Consider the following 16,982-nt stretch of genomic DNA (forward strand, 5'->3'; position numbering starts at 1 on the left):
CTCATCTCAACCAGCCGGCAGGGCGGCATTTTCACGCTCTCGGTACCGTTCGACAGCGGCCACGTCACTTTCTGCCTCGAGCATCAGCATCAGCGAATGCAATTGTTCAAGGTCTCGCAGTTCGACATTGATCAGCAGTCGGTAAAAATCCGGTTTGCGGTCGACGAACTCAAGGTTCGAGATATTGGCCTTTTTCTCGCCGATCAATGTGCAAATACGCCCCAGTACGCCCGCATCGTTGCCGATGGTGAGGTCAAGTGTCGCGCCATAGACTGCCGGGTGGGTGCCGGAATGCCAGTGAAGATCGACCCACCGCTCGGGCTCATTCTCATATGCGCCCAGGCGGTTGCAATCGATGGCGTGAACCTCGACGCCCTTACCCCGATGCGTGATGCCGACAATCCGCTCGCCCGGCAGGGGCTGACAGCAGGGGGCGCGGTCGAATTTCTGACCTGGCTCAAGACCGATCACGGCGCGCCGCAGGGGGATCGCATCGCCGTCATCCTGTGTCAGTTCCGGATAAACGGCGCTGACCACGTCATGGGCTGTCAGTTCGGCACTGCCCAAGCGTGCCAGCAGCTCATGCCGGTCTTTCAGACGCAGGTGTTTGGCGGCTGTATCCAGCGCTTTGTCTGTGGATTTGCGGCCGACATGTTCGAACCCGGAACGCGCAAGCTCTTTGCCAAGTTTGATGAACCGCTCACGGTCAACCTCGCGCAGGGCACGGCGGATCGCGGTGCGAGCCTTGCCGGTCACCGCGATCTCAAGCCAAGTGACCTGAGGGGTTTGGCCATCGGCGGTGATGATATCGACCGACTGCCCGTTCTTCAGTCGGGTCCAGAGCGGCACGCGGATCGCATCGACCTTTGCCCCGACACAGGCGTGGCCGATACGGGTGTGGATGGCGTAGGCAAAATCAATCGGCGTCGCCCCACGCGGTAGCTTCACGACATCGCCTTTCGGCGTGAAGCAGAATACCTGGTCCGAGTACATCTCAAGCTTGACGGCTTCAAGGAAGTCTTCGTGATCTTCCTCATTGTCGAATTGCTCGGTCAGGTTCGAAATCCACTTGGCCGGGTCGACCGCAAACGGGTTCTCGGTCCGGACACCGTCGCGATAAGACCAGTGCGCGGCCACGCCGGTTTCAGCCACATCGTGCATCTGGCGGGTACGGATCTGAACTTCGACCCGTTTGCCGTCACGCCCCGAGACAGTGGTGTGGATCGAGCGGTAGCCGTTCGATTTCGGTTGAGATATATAGTCCTTGAACCTGCCAGGCACCGCGCGCCAGCGCTGGTGGATCGCGCCGAGGGTGCGGTAGCAGTCTTCCTCGGTTTCGGTGATGATGCGGAAGCCGTAGATATCGGATAGGCGCGAGAAGCCCTGATCCTTTTCCTGCATCTTGCGCCAGATTGAATAGGGTTTCTTGGCGCGACCGAAGACTTCGGCCTCGATGCCCGCTTTCTCCAACTCATGACGCATGTCGCCTGTGATCCGGTGGATCACGTCTCCGGTTTCGCGCTGCAGTGTGATGAAGCGGCGGATGATCGACTGACGCCCTTCGGGGTTCAGCACTCGGAAGGCGAGGTCTTCGAGTTCCTCGCGCATCCACTGCATTCCCATCCGGCCCGCAAGCGGCGCGTAGATATCCATCGTCTCGCGTGCTTTGACGATCTGCTTTTCCGGGCGCATCGCCTTGATCGTGCGCATGTTATGCAAGCGGTCGGCCAGCTTGACCAAGATCACCCGCAAATCCTTGGACATGGCCATGAATAGCTTGCGGAAATTCTCAGCCTGTTTGGTTTCGCGGCTTGAGAGTTGCAGGTTGGTCAGTTTGGTGACGCCATCGACCAGTTTGGCGACCTCATCCCCGAACAGCTCGGCCACTTTACCATAGCTGGCTTTGGTGTCTTCGATCGTGTCGTGCAAAAGCGCCGTGATAATGGTCGCATCATCCAGACGCTGTTCGGTCAGGATGGCGGCAACGGCAACGGGATGGGTAAAATAGGGCTCGCCAGAATGGCGGAACTGCCCTTCATGCATCTGCTGGCCGAATTCATAGGCCTTGGCGATGCGTTCAGCGTTTGTCTTTGGGTTATAATTGCGGACCAGCGCAATCAGGTCGTCAGCAGAAATCATCCGGTCCGCACCTTCGTTTTGAGGGCTTACCCCTGCCCTTGAGCCTCCATCAGAGCACGCAGGAGTTTTTCTTCCGACATGTCATCTTCGGCAGGCTTGTCCGATTCGGCACCCATCAGCAACGCCATCTGATCTTCTTCCGGCTCATCAACCTCGATCTGGGTCTGGTTGGCCTCGATCAGACGCTCGCGCAGCTCGTCTGCGCTCTGGGTCTCGTCCGCGATTTCACGCAGCGAGACAACGGGGTTTTTGTCGTTGTCACGGTCCACAGTGATCGGTCCACCGGCGGAAATCTCACGCGCACGATGGGCGGCAAGCATCACCAGTTCAAACCGGTTGGGAACCTTGTCTACGCAGTCTTCAACCGTCACGCGGGCCATGGAACGCTACTCCGTTGCTGAGTCCATATCAGGAAGCGTTGTATCTAAGACCGATTGAACGCCTTGACAAGCAGGAAATAGCGCAAATCCACCAATCTACAAAGGTGTGACCGCTGCTATATCTTCAGCTGGCAGTGCCTCGAGCATTTGTTGGACGGTCTGGCCTAGAACCGGATGGCGCCAATCCGGGGCCACGTCGGCCATAGGCACAAGCACAAACGCCCGGTCCTGCAAGCGGGGATGGGGCAAAATCAGCTGCTCTGGCGCCTCTTGACGCTGTGCATCCGCGGGCAGGGTCAGCCAGCGATCGAAGGTGGCGGGATCGGGCAATAACTGATCATCGTAGCACACCAGATCCAGATCCAGCGTCCGCATCCCCCAGCGCTGCACCCGCTCACGACCGAACTCATGCTCGACCTCATGCAGAACCTCCAGCAGCTGCGCAGGTGTAAGGTCAGTCTCGATCAAAAGGGCTGCATTGACGTAGTCGGGGCCCGCACCCGGAGGGAAACAGGGGGTTGCAAAAAACCGGCTTTCGGCGCGAATCACCACACCACGGTCCGCAAGCGCTATTATTGCGTTGCGAAGTGTCACCTTGGGCCCTAGTCCGCTCAGATTGAGATTTGCGCCCATCGCAACAACTGCATTTGAAGTGGTTTTGCCCATTAATACCCCCATATTCGGCCAAATGCATACTTGCGATGCGCATTAAAAGCCCTAATTATAGGCACACCAGCACGCTTAATTTTACACCACTCACTCTTAGACGCGCAGCGGGCTGGATTATACCGGAAGGACCTATTTATGTTTTATAAGGACGAACGGCTAGCGCTGTTCATCGACGGCTCGAATCTTTATGCCGCCGCAAAAGCACTTGGCTTCGACATCGACTACAAGCTTCTGCGGCAGGAATTCATGCGCCGTGGTAAGCTTCTGCGTGCTTTCTACTACACGGCGCTGCTGGAGAATGACGAGTACTCTCCGATCCGACCACTGGTTGACTGGCTGCACTACAATGGCTTCACCATGGTGACCAAACCGGCCAAGGAATACACCGACAGTATGGGGCGTCGGAAGGTAAAGGGTAACATGGATATCGAACTCACCGTCGATGCCATGGAACTGGCACCACGCGTTGATCATATCGTGCTATTCTCGGGCGATGGGGATTTCCGCCCGCTAATTGCCAGCCTGCAACGCCAAGGCGTGCGGGTTTCGGTCGTGTCGACCATCCGCAGCCAGCCTCCGATGATCTCGGACGAGCTGCGCCGCCAGGCTGACAACTTCATCGAACTGGAAGACCTGCGCGACGTGATCGGCCGCCCGCCTCGGGAAATGCCGACCGAACCACGTAGTGTAGCAGCCGCCGGCGGGCACTAGCCCTCGGCGTCACGATTGGGGATGAGATTAGCGCGGTCAGGGTATGAAACCCTGGCCGCGCTTCTTTAACTAAGGTTTGGTACTGAAACACCTAACGGCTATCAGTGATTCATGTCAGATCAATGACGCCGCCCTGTCTGGACCAAGGCCGTGAAAAGACCTACCTGTGGCGCAAGGAGACAGCGACATGACCAAGCCGCCATTGACTTTGTACCTGGCCGCGCCGCGCGGGTTCTGCGCGGGCGTGGACCGTGCCATCAAGATCGTCGAGATGGCGCTGCAGAAATGGGGCGCGCCGGTCTATGTCCGGCACGAGATCGTCCACAACAAATTCGTGGTCGACGGGCTGCGCGCCAAGGGGGCCGTGTTTGTCGAGGAACTGGATGAGTGTCCAGATGACCGGCCGGTGATCTTCTCGGCTCATGGGGTCCCCAAATCCGTACCTGCCACGGCCGCTCGTCGCGAGATGATGTATGTCGATGCCACCTGCCCTCTGGTCTCGAAGGTCCATGTCGAGGCGCAGCGCCACTCGGATAATGGCTTGCAGATGATAATGATCGGCCACAAGGGCCACCCCGAGACCATCGGTACCATGGGACAGCTGCCCGAAGGCGAGGTGCTGCTGGTCGAAACCGTCGAAGATGTCGGCACAGTTCAGGTCCGAGATCCGGATCAGCTGGCCTTTGTCACCCAGACCACCCTGTCGGTCGATGACACCAAGGATATCATCGCGGCGCTTGAAGAGCGGTTCCCCAAGATCGTCGGCCCGCACAAGGAAGACATCTGCTACGCCACAACAAACCGGCAAGAGGCCGTGAAAGCCGTAGCGCCGAAAGCGGATGCGCTGCTGGTGGTGGGCGCTCCGAACTCGTCCAACTCACGGCGATTGGTCGAGGTCGCCTCGCGCGCTGGATGCAACTATGCGCAGTTGGTGCAACGTGCCTCCGATATTGACTGGCGCGCGCTTGAGGGAATTTCGAGCATTGCCATCACTGCCGGAGCCTCAGCCCCTGAGGTACTGGTGAATGAAGTCATCGACGCGTTCAGCGATCACTACGACGTAACCGTCGACCTCGTGGAAACCGCTGTCGAAAACGTAGAATTCAAAGTCCCGCGCGTGTTGAGGCAACCGGCATGAACGGCGTCCCCAAATCCGCGCTCTATCTGGGGTTGGCGGGGCTGATCCCGTTCATTTGGGGGGCACTGACTTATCTGAATTCGGATCTGCACGATCTGGGCATGCGCGAACTAGGCTCTCGTTTCGTGGGGCCTTACATTCAGCTGTTCTATGGCTCGGTTATCCTGAGTTTCATGTCCGGTGTATTGTGGGGGTTTGCCACGAAGACCTCGGGCAGCAGGGCGACTGTGGGCTATACTCTGTCGGTCCTTCCCGCCCTTTGGGCGTTTTTCATGACAGGCGGCGGGCCGATCAGCACCGGCACCAATCTGATGATCGGCTTTGCCGGGCTTTTGGTGCTGGACGCCCTGTTCTGGTATTGGGGCCTCGCGCCACGCTGGTGGATGCGATTGCGTATCCTGCTGACGGCCATCGTGCTGCTGTGCCTGGCTGTCGGGGTATACCTATGAGCGATCGTGAGACGATCTCAGTCTATGACGAACAGGCCGCGCGCTATGCCGACCTGACCGATCAAGCCAACACCGAGGACCCGCAACTGACCCGGTTCATTCAGGCCGTCCCAACAGGTGGCAAGGTGCTGGATCTGGGCTGCGGCCCCGGTGCCTCATCAGTGATCATGGCGCAGGCGGGGCTAGAGGTTGAGGCCATGGATGCCTCGGCCGAGATGGTCCGGCTGGCCTCGGCGCACCCTGGCGTTTCCGCCCGCCAGGCGGCGTTCTCGGACCTGAAGGACGAGGATGTCTATGACGGCATCTGGGCCAATTTCAGCCTTCTACACGCCAAACGCGCGGATTTCCCGAACCATCTGGCCGCCATTCACCGGGCGTTGAAACCCAAGGGCGTCTTCTATATCGCCATGAAGCTGGGACAGGGTGAAGGGCCGGATCGTTTGGGGCGGTTCTACAGCTATTATTCCGAGGAAGACTTGAAAACTTATCTGCAAAAGGCGGGCTTTACCGTCACCGCACGACGACTTGGCAGCGGCACCGGGCTGGATGGCTCAGTCTCGGACTGGATTGGGCTTGCCGCCCATGCCTGAGCTATTTGCCTATACCGACGGCGCCTGTTCCGGCAATCCCGGCCCCGGTGGCTGGGGCGTGCTGCTGCGCGCGATGCAGGGGGACTCGGTCCTGAAAGAACGGGAACTTAAGGGCGGTGAGGCTGAGACCACCAACAACCGGATGGAACTGCTGGCCGCGATCAGCGCGCTGGAGGCGCTGGAGCGCGCGTCCAAGATCACCGTTGTGACCGACAGCGCCTATGTGAAGAACGGCGTGACGGGATGGATTTTCGGGTGGAAACGGAACGGTTGGAAAACCTCGAACAAGAAACCCGTCAAAAATGTCGACCTTTGGCAGCGGTTGGACGAGGCGCAGGGTCGTCATGACGTGACATGGGAATGGGTCAAAGGCCATGCAGGCCATCCCGAAAACGAAAAAGCAGATGAGCTGGCCCGCGCGGGCATGGCTCCCTTCAAACCCGCAAAGGCGCAGGAGTGAGCGCGCTTGCCCTGCTGGATTACGCCTCGGTTCTGGTCTTCGCGCTGACCGGGGCGCTGGTGGCCAGCCGGGCGCAGCTTGATCTGGTCGGGTTTGCCTTTATCGCCTGCCTGACTGCGGTCGGAGGCGGCACCGTGCGGGACCTGCTGCTGGATCGCCATCCGGTCTTTTGGGTTGGCCAGCCGGACTACATCCTGATCGCGGTCGGGGCCGCCGTTCTTGTGTTCTTCACCGCGCATCTGGTCGAAAGCCGCTATAGCTGGCTGATCTGGCTGGACAGTTTCGCTTTGTCCATTGCCGTTGCTGCGGGAACCGGAGCAGCTCTTTCGCTGGATCAATCCGGCATCATCGTGGTGCTGATGGGCGTCACCACCGGATGTCTGGGCGGATTGATGCGCGATGTGGTCTGCAATGAGGTCCCTCTGGTCCTGAAACAGGGAGAGCTTTACGTCTCATGCGCGTTTGCCGGTGCGTTGACGGCGGTAGTCGCGACACGACTTGGTCTCGAGGGCCTGCCCGCGTTGGCGCTATGTGCCGCGATCTGCTGGGCCTTGCGCGCCGGATCGCTTACCTTTGGTTGGAGGCTTCCCGTCTACAAAGCCCGCCCGCCGCGCCAATAGGGCGTGTACCGCCCGAAACAAACCGAAGGCCCACTCGTGAAACCCGTCCTGTTCTTGTTCGCCGCCAGTGTGCTATGGCTCGCCTCTTGCGCGGAACCCTATAGCCCGACGCGATTCGTGGCCCAGGGCGATCAGATCGTCGTCACCGGAGCCATCGACCACACCACCCTTGGCGCCTTTCGTGCGGTGGCCGCCGACAACCCGCAGATCAAAACGCTTGTCCTGCAAAGCATCGAAGGATCGGTGGATGACGACGCCAACGTGATCTTCTCGCGCGAGGTGCGCAACCATGGTTTTGACACGGTGGTGCCGTCTGATGGCATGGTCGCCTCGGGCGGGACGGACCTGTTTCTGGCGGGCAACAGGCGCACCTTGCAGCCCGGCGCTTGCGTCGGCGTTCATAGCTGGGGCGGAGGGGGCATCATCGCTACCGAACTGCCCAAGGACGACCCCGAACACGACCGATATCTGGACTACTATGACTATATCGGCGTGTCCGAGGATTTCTATTGGTACACGCTAGAGGTCGCCTCGGAGGACGAAATGCACTGGATGACAGCCGCCGAGGCCAACAGCTACGACATGGCTACCACGCGCGCGACGCTTCTGGGGTCAGCCTCAACCTGCGATGCGCGCTGAAATCAGCGCGACAACAGCCGCGCGCCAATCTCTTTGACGAATTTCGCGGCAACCATTGCGGTCATTCCATAGGGGTCGCGATGGGGGTTCAGTTCGACAATATCCGCGCCGACCAACTGCCCCTCGAACCGATGGATCAGGTCGATCACCTCGCGTGTGCTGAGCCCACCAGGTTCGTGATGTGACACACCCGGTGCAAAGGCCGGGTCCAGCGCGTCGAGGTCCAGAGACAGGTAGACCGGCCCGTCAAAGCTGATCTCCAGATCGGGACGCCAATTGCGCATGTCGATCACCTCGACCCCGAACTTGTCCGCTTGCTCCTGTTGGTGCTTGTTCATGGTGCGGATACCGACCTGAACCAGACGTTTGACCTTGCCGGTCTCCATCACCCGCGCGAAAGGGCAGCCATGGCCCAGAGGGCCAATATCTTGCGTGTCATACAGGTCGGGATGCGAGTCGATATGCAGGATGTTCAGCCCCTCGTACCGCTCGGCATGGGCCTTGATCAGCGGGAACGCGACCGAGTGATCACCGCCCAGAGACAACAGCCGCGCGCCGGTTTCGATCCGTGCGGCGGCCCCGGCCTCGATCCGGTCGATTGGTTCATGCCCGCGCATCTCGAACACCTCCAGATCACCCGTATCCTTGAACCGGTCCGTGGCCCCCAGATCGGTGCCATCCTCGGCCGTCAGATTGGCCGCACCGGAATGCAACGCCTCGCGAATGCGCCCGGGTGCAAAGGCCGGACCCTGCAGAAATGAGGAATGCAAATCCAGTGGAACGCCCATCAGGGCAACATCACCGGCGTTCAGATCATAAGACATGGGTCACCTGCTTGAAAACTCGACTTGATCAGGCGGCGACCCAAGGGAAAGGTCAAGCCTTAACGGCGCTTTAAACTCTGCCATATCCAGATCACCAGCAACGCGCCCAGCACCGCCCCCACAAAACCGGACAACCAGCCGGAAACGGTGATCAGTGCACGCAACAGGAACCCGCCGACCAAGGCACCGACGATACCAATCAGCATGGTAGTGGGAATATCGGCCTCAATCCGCATCAGGCGGGTCGCGAGGAACCCTGCGGCGGCTCCGATCACGATCAGGGCGACGACAGGCATGTCATCGCCTCCAATGGGTCGGCACGATGATCAGCGCACCGATTGAGGATAGAACCGCGTCCAGCCCAGGCGGGCCAAAGCTAATGCCGAACATGATGCGGACGAAGTAGAACAGGAACGCGCCGCCGACACAGATAATGATGGATTGCAGGTAACCGTTATGGGTGAATTCCGTCTTCTCGGACAGGTAGCCGACAATCCCGGCAATCACGACGGTGCCCATCAGGACCATGAACATCTGTCTCTACTCCGACGTCAGGCGGGTGCCGACCGGGATGGGCCAACCCCGCAGAAAGGTTTCCCTATCCTGCGCGCCTTTGCCTGCCCGTTGCAAGCGCAACAGTTCAACCGCGCCCTGCCCGCAGGCGACATGCAATTCGGATGTCAGGACCTCTCCCGGAGTGCCCTGCCCCTGTGCCACGCGCGAAGCCAGCAGCTTGAGGCGCGCGCCCTCCATCTCGGTCCACGCGCCGGGAAAGGGCGACAGGCCCCGGATCTGGCGGTCGACCTCAACCGCGGTACGGGTCCAGTCGATCCGCGCCTCGGATTTGTCGATCTTCGAGGCGTAGGTGACACCCTCTTCGGGTTGTGGCTGGGGGGTGAGGTCCGGCAGCTGGGTCAAGGCTTCGGTGATCAACGCGCCCCCCATTGTCGAGAGCCGGTCGTGTAGCTGCGCGGTGGTCTCCTCGGCCTCGATCGGCGTGGCTTCACGCATCAGAACGGGGCCGGTGTCCAAACCCGCCTCCATCTGCAGGATGCAGATGCCGGTTTCCACGTCGCCCGACATGATCGCGCGATGGATCGGCGCGGCCCCGCGCCAGCGTGGTAACAGGCTCGCATGGATGTTCAGACAACCCTGTGCGGGTGCGTCCAGAATGGCTTGCGGAAGAAGCAGGCCGTAGGCGACGACTACCGCCACATCCGCGTTTAAGGCGGCAAACGCGGCCTGTTCTTCGGGCGATTTCAGCGAGACTGGGTGCCGGACCTCTAGCCCCAACGCCTCGGCGCGCGCATGCACGGGTGTCGGGCGGTCTTTCTTGCCCCGGCCAGCAGGGCGCGGGGGCTGGCAATAGACGGCGGCGATCTCATGCCCCGCATCGACCAGAGCGTCCAATACCGGGACCGAAAAATCGGGCGTGCCCATGAAAATTAGTCGCATCTTCCGCTCCGGTACGATTTCCGGGTGCCGGTCTGAAGCCCGACCTACCCCTGTTTTTTGGCTTTGCGCAGCAGCATGTCTCGTTTGACCTTGCTGAGGCGGTCGAAATACATCCGGCCGTTCAGATGGTCGATCTGGTGCTGCACGCTGGTGGCCTCGATCCCCACAAAATCGCGGCAGTCAATGATGCCCTGTTCGTTCAGGAATTTGACGGTCACGGCCCGAGGGCGCTTTACCTTGGCCGACACGCCCGGCAGATTCGGGCTGGCCTCATCATGTTCGCGCAACTCGATCGAGCTGTGCAGGATTTCCGGGTTCGCCAGTCGTACCACCCGACCGCGCTCGGTCGAGCCATCGACAACGGCCAGACGCAGCATCACCCCGATCTGAGGCGCGGCCAAACCTACACCGGGCATCGCCTCCATCGTGTCGATCATATCGTCCCATATGGCCCGGATCTCATCGGTGATCTCAGACACATCCTCGGCCTTGGTCCGCAGGCGTTTGTCCGGCCATGGCAGGCAGGTGCGGACACTCATGTGCGGGCCTTCTCGCGCTTGAGCTTTTGCATCTTGCGCGTGATCATCTGCCGTTTTAGCGGCTTGAGGTAGTCGATGAACAGCTTGCCATCCAAGTGGTCGATCTCATGCTGCACGCAGGTGGCCCAGAGCCCATCAAAACTCTCCTGCTGCGCGCTACCATTCTGGTCCATCCAGGCCACGTCGACGGTTTTAGGCCGCGTAACCTCGGCATATTGATCCGGGATCGACAGGCAACCTTCCTCGTAGACATTGGTCTCATCCGACGAGGCGATGATTTCGGGGTTGAACATGACCAGCGGACGAGGAGCCTCGCCTTCTTCCTTGACGCAATCGAGAACGATCAGGCGATCCAGCACTCCGATCTGCGGCGCGGCCAGACCAATGCCAGGCGCATCATACATGGTCTCCAACATGTCATCGGCCAGCTTGCGCAGATCATCTGTCAGATCAGCAACCGGGGCGCAGACCTTTTTCAGGCGAGGATCGGGATGGATCAAAATAGTGCGTTTCATGAGGCTGATTTAGGGCATCCCGCCCGTCGCCGCAACGCCCCCCTTGCACCCGTCCGATTTGTAGTTAGCTTTCGCCTCGACAGATGGAGCAGACATGACTTTCAATACCCCAACCGACCGCCGCGGAACCCACAGTTCAAAATGGGACAAGATGGAGCAACTCTACGGCGTATCCCCCGATGATGGGCTGGCGATGTGGACGGCAGATTCCGACTATCAGACCGCGCCGTGCGTGATTGATGCGGTGCGCCGTGCAGCCGAACATGGGGTCTTTGGCTATTCGTGGAAACACCCTGAATACTTGGCTTCGGTTCAGTGGTGGATGCAAACCCGCCATGACTGGCAAATCGACACCGATTGGGTGCTGACCTCGCAAGGTTTGGGCAATGCAATCGCCCTCTGTCTGGATGTCTGGAGCGAACCGGGCGATGGCGCTGTGATCTTCACGCCCGTTTACCATGAGTTTGCCCATAAGGTTAACAAATCCGGACGCCGTGTGGTGGAATGCCCGCTGGTGCGCGACGGCGACAGCTACGCGATTGATCTGGACGACGCGCAATCGCGTCTGGATGGGTCAGAAAAGCTGCTGCTGTGGTGTTCGCCGCAAAACCCGTCGGGCCGGGTTTGGACGACTGAGGAGCTGCGCTCGGTGGCTGAATTCGCGGGGCGCAACGGGCTGATTCTGGTCTCGGATGAGATCCATCATGATCTGGTTTACCCGGGGGCGAAGTTTGTCCCGATGGATGTCGCAGCACCTGAGGCACGACCTTGGACTGTGACTCTTACGGCGGCGTCGAAGACCTTCAATATTGCGGGACAGCGCACCGGCAACATGATCATCCCCGACCCGAAGCTGCGCGCGGCGATGCGCCACCGGCTGGATACGTTGGACTATGAACCTAGCGCCTTGGGCGTGGCCATGATCACCGCCGCCTACACGCCCGAAGGGGCGGAATGGGTGGATGCTCAGGTCGCGCATCTGGATAAAAACCGCCAGCTGTTTGACGCCACGATCGCCGAGATTCCCGGCCTTTGGTCGATGCCCCTGCAGGCGACCTATCTGGCCTGGGTCGATTTCTCGGGCACCGGGATGAACCATGATGAGTTCGTTCGACGCCTGCGCAAAGATGCGCGGATCGCGACCTCGTCAGGCCCCGGATTTGGTTCGGGCGGCGAGACTTTCGAACGCTTCAATCTTGCCACCCAACGCGCCCGCGTCGAAGTGGCCTGCGCGCGGCTGAAACAGGCGTTCGGGGATCTGCAATAGCGGATGCGCCTGCTGGCCCGGATCACGCTGGTCTTTCTGATCGCGGCCCTTGGCTGGATCGGCTGGCAGAGATACGGGCCGCGCCCTCCCGCGCCTGCCATGGCGCCTGACGCGGCACAGATCGACCACATTCTGATCGAAAAATCTGCCCGTCGTCTGACCGCAACCTTGGATGGCGCCATCGTACTGCAAACCGAGATTGCGTTGGGGTTCGCACCGGAAGGAGATAAGGAGCAGGAAGGCGACGGTAGGACGCCCGTCGGAGTGTTCACCATCGACCGGCGCAATCCGAACAGTGCGTTCCACCTGTCACTTGGGATCGACTACCCGCAACCCGAAGACATCGCCCGCGCACAGCAGCAGGACATAGACCCCGGCGGCGATATCTTCATTCACGGGCAACCAAATGGCGTTGTCGGCCTCACCCTGCCCGGAGACTGGACGCTGGGCTGTATCGCTTTGTCCAATGAAAAGATGGCCCAGCTTTGGAGCCTGACTCCGACCGGAACAACCGTCGAAATTCGACCCTAGATCGCTTTCCGTTTGATTTGAGCCGAAACACGCGGCCCCTCCCTGCGGTCGAACGCGCCTTTCGATAAACTGCCCTTAGGGAAAGCGCTTCAGTCCTCGTACCCCAGCAGGGCAATGGGAGCATCCGGTGCGCGGTAGAAATCCAGCGGTGCCTTGTCGGAAGCCGCCGTGTTGCGCTTGAACTCATAGCGCATTTCGCCTGCCTCTTCCTCGTCCGCGACGATCAGGCATTGATACAAATGGTTCGCACCGTCATGGATATCGACCAACCCGCGCAAACGCGGCGTGGTTTCAGCCTCGACTGTAAATCCATTCTTCCACAATCTAAGAATTTTGAAGTAATTGTCGCCCATTTCCACCCGCAAACGGCTGGTCTTTTTCAAAGTGGCGATTCGCGCAGCCTCCAACTCAGCGCTCATTTCCTTGGAAACATAGGTACTCATCAAATTTCCCCCCTTCGATATCTCTTATTGTGGAGGCAAAACTGTAAAAATCCAGTGAAGCCGACCACATAACATCACAGCGCACGCAGATGTTGCGCGCGCATCTCAGGCCGGTGATGTGCGCAGGTGCAGGCTGGATGCGCGCGGGCTGCCATAGGAAGGCCGGGTTCTGCGCCCTATCTTTGCCGAAACGCAGATACGGAGGACGCGAGATGGGCCTGTTGGTCGACGGAACCTGGCACGACACCTGGTATGACACCAAATCCACCGGCGGCGCATTCAAGCGCAGCGCCGCTCAATTCCGCAATTGGCTGACGGCTGATGGCAGCGCTGGCGCGTCCGGCAAGGGCGGGTTCAAGGCAGAACCGGGGCGCTATCACCTCTATGTCAGCCACGCCTGCCCCTGGGCCCATCGGACACTGATCTTTCGGGAACTCAAAGGGCTAAGTGATCTGATCTCAGTCTCGGTGGTGCATCCGGACATGCTGGACAAGGGCTGGAGTTTTGCAACCGATGATCATGGCGCGACCGGAGATGATCTGTATGGTCTGGACTATGCTCATCAAATCTACACCAAGGCCGACCCCGCCTATTCCGGCCGGGTTACTGTCCCGATCCTGTGGGACAAACAGCAGGAGACGATCGTCTCGAACGAAAGCTCTGAAATCATCCGCATGTTCAACTCGGCCTTCAACGAGATCACAGGCAACCGCGATGACTACTGGCCCGAGGCAATGCGCGACGAGATCGAAGAGGTCAACGCGCGGATCTATTCGGAAGTCAATAATGGTGTCTACAAATCCGGCTTTGCCACCTCACAGCAGGCTTATGACGCCGCCGTCCGCCCCCTGTTCGACACGTTGGACTGGCTCGAGGACCGACTGGCCCGGAACCGCTACCTGATGGGCGACCGCGTGACCGAGGCCGACTGGCGTTTGTTCACCACGCTGATCCGGTTCGATCCGGTCTATCACCTGCACTTCAAGTGCAACAAACGCCGGTTGATCGACTACCCCAACCTCTGGGCCTATACGCGTGAGCTATATCAATGGCCGGGCGTCGTGCAGACCGTGAACATGAACCATATCGTGCGGCACTATCACTACAGTCACGACAGCATCAATCCGCACCGGATCATCCCGGTGAACCCGACGCTTGACTATCTTGAACCGCACGGACGGGATCAGCGCCCCGCTGCGTAGTGCTCTACCATCGCCGCCAGATCCTCGGGCGGAGTGCCGCTTTGCACATAGGCGCAGGCATTTGGACTGTGGGCAAAGATCGACCCGTCCGAGAAGAAGGTGGTGTTGGTGACAAAAATCACCCGCGCCTCAGGGCGGCGGTAGCTGGCGAAATCGGCCACGGCCAGCGCGCTGCCGGTTTCCAGAACCAGATCCAGCACGATAATCTCGAACTCCGAGCCATAGAGCGCCAGTATCGCGGCCTCTTGTCCGGCCACAAGCGTCACCTCGGCACCTTGTCGTTCAAGATGCCTTTTCCAGACCCGACCCAGATCGGGGTTACTCTCAACAATCAAAACTTTCATACTACAACCTCGGCACTTGGTGTGGTGAGTGGTGCCGACCCCCAAGACCCGTGATCACGTCATTTCCTTAACAAAGTGTTAACTCTGCCTGCTGACGGGTCTGATCACGCGGATTTGCTTGTCAAAACGGCGAAAATCCGCTTGAAGCGGGGCGAATACGTCATTTGGGACATGCGGTGGGATGAACGATAGCGAATTGAATCCTCGTGCGAAACGCGACCATGGTGGCGGTCTGGATGGGGCTATCGCGCAATATGGCGGCGCGCGCAGCGATTGGATCGACCTGTCCACCGGGATCAACCCGCATCCCTACCCGATCGCTGGGCTACACCCCTCGGATTGGACCGAACTGCCCGATCACGGCGCGTTCGAACGGCTCAGCACAGCCGCCCGCCAGTTCTGGAATGTCCCGGCTGAGGCAGCGATCCTGCCCGCGCCCGGAGCTTCGGCTCTGATCGCGCGCATTCCCGCACTGGCCGCGCAAGGCCGGGTGCAGATCACGATGCCCACCTATAACGAACATGCCGCCGCCTTTCGGGCTCAAGGCTGGTCGGTACAAGAAAGCGGTCCAGCTGAGGCGCGTGTGATCGTGCATCCGAACAACCCGGATGGCCGGGTGTGGCAGGCCAGCGACGCCACCGCGCCTTTGACCATCATCGACGAAAGCTTTTGCGATGTGATGCCCGGTGCCTCGCTAATCCATCAGGCCGGACAGCCCGGCGTGATCGTGCTGAAAAGCTTTGGTAAGTTTTGGGGGCTGGCCGGGATGCGGCTGGGCTTTGCCATCGGTGCATCGGAACTGATTGCCAGACTGAACGACCTGACGGGCCCTTGGTCTGTCTCGGGGCCTGCTTTGCGGGTCGGAACACAAGCCCTGCAGGACACGCATTGGGCAAACGAGACCCGCCTGCGTCTGGAGGCCGAGGCCACCCGGCTGGACGCTTTGGTTAGTGACAAAGGCGCGCGTCTGGTCGGAGGCACAAGCCTGTTCCGCCTCTACGAGGTCGATGATGCAGCCCTCTGGCAAGACCGTTTGGCGCAGGCACATATCTGGAGCCGCATCTTCCCCTACTCCGAACGCTTTTTACGCCTCGGTCTGCCGCCTGCACATGGGTGGGATCGGCTGGAGGCCGCGCTGTGAGCATCCCCTTCCTGTTGGTCTGCGCCATGTGTCTGGACGCGGCACTGGGCGAGCCGGACTGGCTCTGGTCCCGCATCCGGCACCCTGCGGTGGTGATCGGCAATGCCATTGGATGGCTGGACAAGCGGCTGAACCACGGGGCGACGCGGCGTGCCAAGGGCGTTTACACACTGCTCATACTGGTCATTGTAGCCTATGGTGTCGGCTGGGTGCTGGCGCAGCTTGGCGGAGTTGCGGAGATTCTGGTCTGTGCGATCCTGTTGGCGCAGAAGTCGCTTGTGACCCATGTCCGCGCTGTCGGCAACGGGCTACACGCCTCGCTTGCCGAAGGGCGGGCGCAGGTGGCCATGATCGTCTCACGAGACACAAGCGACATGACCGAGGAACAGGTCGCCCGGTCCGCGATCGAAAGCGCGGCCGAGAATCTCAGCGACGGCGTTATCGCGCCCGCTTTCTGGTTTCTATTGGCGGGCCTGCCGGGGTTGCTGGTCTACAAGGCCGTGAATACCGCTGACAGCATGATCGGCTACCGCACCGAGAAACATCGCGACTTCGGCTGGGCCTCGGCCCGGTTCGACGACCTGCTGAACCTGATCCCTGCGCGCCTGACCTGCCTGATGATCGTGGCACTATCAGGCCAATGGGCGCGTTGGAAGGATATCCTGCAGGATGCCCGCCGCCATATCTCGCCCAATGCAGGCTGGCCCGAGGCCGCCATGGCCCGCGCGCTCGACGTCGCACTGGCCGGGCCGCGCAGCTATGACGGACAGTTGCGCGACCTGGCCTGGGTCAATGGCGATGCGCGCCGTCAGATCGGCGCGGCAGAGGTTTTCCGCGCATGCGACATGCTCTGGCGTGTCTGGGGGCTTGCGCTTGGCCTCGTCTCAGTGTGGGTTGGGATCAACGTGATCTTCTAAAGGACGCCC

23 protein-coding genes are annotated in these 16,982 nt (G+C 60.2%); 12 read left to right on the plus strand and 11 right to left on the minus strand.

Annotated features, from left to right (window positions below; all coding sequences use genetic code 11):
* Nucleotides 1-6: 6 nt before the first annotated feature.
* The 3 genes from ACR0KL_RS17765 to folK form a co-directional block, all read right to left on the minus strand.
* The gene (locus ACR0KL_RS17765; protein WP_170556386.1) at nucleotides 7-2,139 is read right to left on the minus strand and encodes a RelA/SpoT family protein; all 2,133 of its coding nucleotides are present in this window, start codon (nucleotides 2,137-2,139) and stop codon (nucleotides 7-9) included.
* Between the two features lie 26 nt (nucleotides 2,140-2,165).
* Nucleotides 2,166-2,519, minus strand: coding sequence for a DNA-directed RNA polymerase subunit omega (gene rpoZ / locus ACR0KL_RS17770; RefSeq protein WP_170380450.1), 354 nt, complete (start codon nucleotides 2,517-2,519; stop codon nucleotides 2,166-2,168).
* A 96-nt stretch (nucleotides 2,520-2,615) separates the two neighbouring features.
* Nucleotides 2,616-3,185 carry a 2-amino-4-hydroxy-6-hydroxymethyldihydropteridine diphosphokinase gene (folK, locus tag ACR0KL_RS17775; protein ID WP_170681257.1) on the minus strand — a complete coding sequence of 190 codons (570 nt, stop codon included), beginning with the start codon at nucleotides 3,183-3,185 and terminating at the stop codon, nucleotides 2,616-2,618.
* 138 nt (nucleotides 3,186-3,323) lie between these two features.
* On the opposite strand from folK, the gene ACR0KL_RS17780 reads away from it, so the two are divergent.
* From ACR0KL_RS17780 to ACR0KL_RS17810, 7 genes are all read left to right on the plus strand, one after another.
* The gene (locus ACR0KL_RS17780; RefSeq protein ID WP_039541714.1) at nucleotides 3,324-3,899 is read left to right on the plus strand and encodes a LabA-like NYN domain-containing protein; all 576 of its coding nucleotides are present in this window, start codon (nucleotides 3,324-3,326) and stop codon (nucleotides 3,897-3,899) included.
* 187 nt (nucleotides 3,900-4,086) lie between these two features.
* Nucleotides 4,087-5,037 (plus strand): 4-hydroxy-3-methylbut-2-enyl diphosphate reductase, encoded by a 951-nt coding sequence (gene ispH, locus ACR0KL_RS17785; RefSeq protein ID WP_170681259.1) that lies wholly within the window; start codon nucleotides 4,087-4,089, stop codon nucleotides 5,035-5,037.
* On the plus strand, nucleotides 5,034-5,486 hold the full coding sequence (locus ACR0KL_RS17790) for a DUF3429 domain-containing protein (protein WP_170380453.1): 453 nt from the start codon (nucleotides 5,034-5,036) through the stop codon (nucleotides 5,484-5,486). Before ispH ends, ACR0KL_RS17790 begins: the two co-directional genes overlap by 4 nt.
* Entirely contained in the window at nucleotides 5,483-6,076 is a 594-nt protein-coding gene (locus tag ACR0KL_RS17795; protein WP_480777336.1) for a class I SAM-dependent DNA methyltransferase, read from the plus strand. Before ACR0KL_RS17790 ends, ACR0KL_RS17795 begins: the two co-directional genes overlap by 4 nt.
* Nucleotides 6,069-6,536, plus strand: coding sequence for a ribonuclease HI (gene rnhA / locus ACR0KL_RS17800; RefSeq protein WP_170380455.1), 468 nt, complete (start codon nucleotides 6,069-6,071; stop codon nucleotides 6,534-6,536). Before ACR0KL_RS17795 ends, rnhA begins: the two co-directional genes overlap by 8 nt.
* Nucleotides 6,533-7,156, plus strand: coding sequence for a trimeric intracellular cation channel family protein (locus tag ACR0KL_RS17805; RefSeq protein WP_170681264.1), 624 nt, complete (start codon nucleotides 6,533-6,535; stop codon nucleotides 7,154-7,156). Before rnhA ends, ACR0KL_RS17805 begins: the two co-directional genes overlap by 4 nt.
* 36 nt (nucleotides 7,157-7,192) lie before the next feature.
* Nucleotides 7,193-7,795, plus strand: a complete 603-nt coding sequence (locus ACR0KL_RS17810) for a COG3904 family protein (protein ID WP_480555454.1) — start codon at nucleotides 7,193-7,195, stop codon at nucleotides 7,793-7,795.
* Between the two features lie 2 nt (nucleotides 7,796-7,797).
* On the opposite strand, the gene speB is transcribed toward ACR0KL_RS17810, so the two are convergent.
* Genes speB through def (ACR0KL_RS17840) form a run of 6 tightly spaced genes read right to left on the minus strand, consistent with a single transcriptional unit; the run spans nucleotide 7,798 to nucleotide 11,128 of the window.
* The gene (speB, locus tag ACR0KL_RS17815) at nucleotides 7,798-8,619 is read right to left on the minus strand and encodes an agmatinase (protein WP_170681266.1); all 822 of its coding nucleotides are present in this window, start codon (nucleotides 8,617-8,619) and stop codon (nucleotides 7,798-7,800) included.
* Between the two features lie 59 nt (nucleotides 8,620-8,678).
* The gene (locus tag ACR0KL_RS17820) at nucleotides 8,679-8,915 is read right to left on the minus strand and encodes a GlsB/YeaQ/YmgE family stress response membrane protein (protein WP_170380459.1); all 237 of its coding nucleotides are present in this window, start codon (nucleotides 8,913-8,915) and stop codon (nucleotides 8,679-8,681) included.
* A gap of 1 nt (nucleotide 8,916) precedes the next feature.
* Entirely contained in the window at nucleotides 8,917-9,153 is a 237-nt protein-coding gene (locus tag ACR0KL_RS17825) for a hypothetical protein (protein WP_170380460.1), read from the minus strand.
* Between the two features lie 6 nt (nucleotides 9,154-9,159).
* Nucleotides 9,160-10,074 carry a methionyl-tRNA formyltransferase gene (gene fmt / locus ACR0KL_RS17830; RefSeq protein ID WP_170681268.1) on the minus strand — a complete coding sequence of 305 codons (915 nt, stop codon included), beginning with the start codon at nucleotides 10,072-10,074 and terminating at the stop codon, nucleotides 9,160-9,162.
* A 44-nt stretch (nucleotides 10,075-10,118) separates the two neighbouring features.
* Complete coding sequence (gene def, locus ACR0KL_RS17835) at nucleotides 10,119-10,613, minus strand: peptide deformylase (protein WP_170681270.1); 495 nt, start codon at nucleotides 10,611-10,613, stop codon at nucleotides 10,119-10,121.
* A complete protein-coding gene (gene def / locus ACR0KL_RS17840; RefSeq protein WP_170681272.1) occupies nucleotides 10,610-11,128 on the minus strand; it encodes a peptide deformylase in 519 nt (172 codons plus the stop codon). The genes def (ACR0KL_RS17835) and def (ACR0KL_RS17840) overlap by 4 nt, the downstream gene beginning before the upstream one ends.
* A gap of 94 nt (nucleotides 11,129-11,222) precedes the next feature.
* Here def (ACR0KL_RS17840) and ACR0KL_RS17845 point away from each other — a divergent pair, with 94 nt between their 5' ends.
* Together ACR0KL_RS17845 and ACR0KL_RS17850 are read left to right on the plus strand one after the other, a co-directional pair.
* Complete coding sequence (locus tag ACR0KL_RS17845; RefSeq protein WP_170681274.1) at nucleotides 11,223-12,395, plus strand: PatB family C-S lyase; 1,173 nt, start codon at nucleotides 11,223-11,225, stop codon at nucleotides 12,393-12,395.
* Between the two features lie 3 nt (nucleotides 12,396-12,398).
* Nucleotides 12,399-12,926 (plus strand): L,D-transpeptidase family protein, encoded by a 528-nt coding sequence (locus ACR0KL_RS17850; protein ID WP_170681276.1) that lies wholly within the window; start codon nucleotides 12,399-12,401, stop codon nucleotides 12,924-12,926.
* 89 nt (nucleotides 12,927-13,015) lie between these two features.
* On the opposite strand, the gene ACR0KL_RS17855 is transcribed toward ACR0KL_RS17850, so the two are convergent.
* A complete protein-coding gene (locus tag ACR0KL_RS17855; RefSeq protein ID WP_170494124.1) occupies nucleotides 13,016-13,369 on the minus strand; it encodes a hypothetical protein in 354 nt (117 codons plus the stop codon).
* Nucleotides 13,370-13,581: 212 nt separating this feature from the next.
* Between ACR0KL_RS17855 and ACR0KL_RS17860 the strand changes: the two genes are divergently transcribed.
* On the plus strand, nucleotides 13,582-14,571 hold the full coding sequence (locus tag ACR0KL_RS17860) for a glutathione S-transferase family protein (RefSeq protein ID WP_480777337.1): 990 nt from the start codon (nucleotides 13,582-13,584) through the stop codon (nucleotides 14,569-14,571).
* Here ACR0KL_RS17860 and ACR0KL_RS17865 read toward each other — a convergent pair.
* A complete protein-coding gene (locus ACR0KL_RS17865) occupies nucleotides 14,553-14,915 on the minus strand; it encodes a response regulator transcription factor (protein ID WP_170556374.1) in 363 nt (120 codons plus the stop codon). The two genes, ACR0KL_RS17860 and ACR0KL_RS17865, sit on opposite strands and share 19 nt — an antisense overlap.
* A gap of 181 nt (nucleotides 14,916-15,096) precedes the next feature.
* On the opposite strand from ACR0KL_RS17865, the gene cobD reads away from it, so the two are divergent.
* Both cobD and cbiB read left to right on the plus strand, forming a co-directional pair.
* Nucleotides 15,097-16,056 (plus strand): threonine-phosphate decarboxylase CobD, encoded by a 960-nt coding sequence (cobD, locus tag ACR0KL_RS17870; protein WP_480777338.1) that lies wholly within the window; start codon nucleotides 15,097-15,099, stop codon nucleotides 16,054-16,056.
* Entirely contained in the window at nucleotides 16,053-16,973 is a 921-nt protein-coding gene (gene cbiB / locus ACR0KL_RS17875) for an adenosylcobinamide-phosphate synthase CbiB (RefSeq protein WP_480777339.1), read from the plus strand. Before cobD ends, cbiB begins: the two co-directional genes overlap by 4 nt.
* The last annotated feature ends 9 nt before the right edge of the window (nucleotides 16,974-16,982 follow it).

It is taken from the genome of Ruegeria sp. C8, from assembly GCF_056537565.1.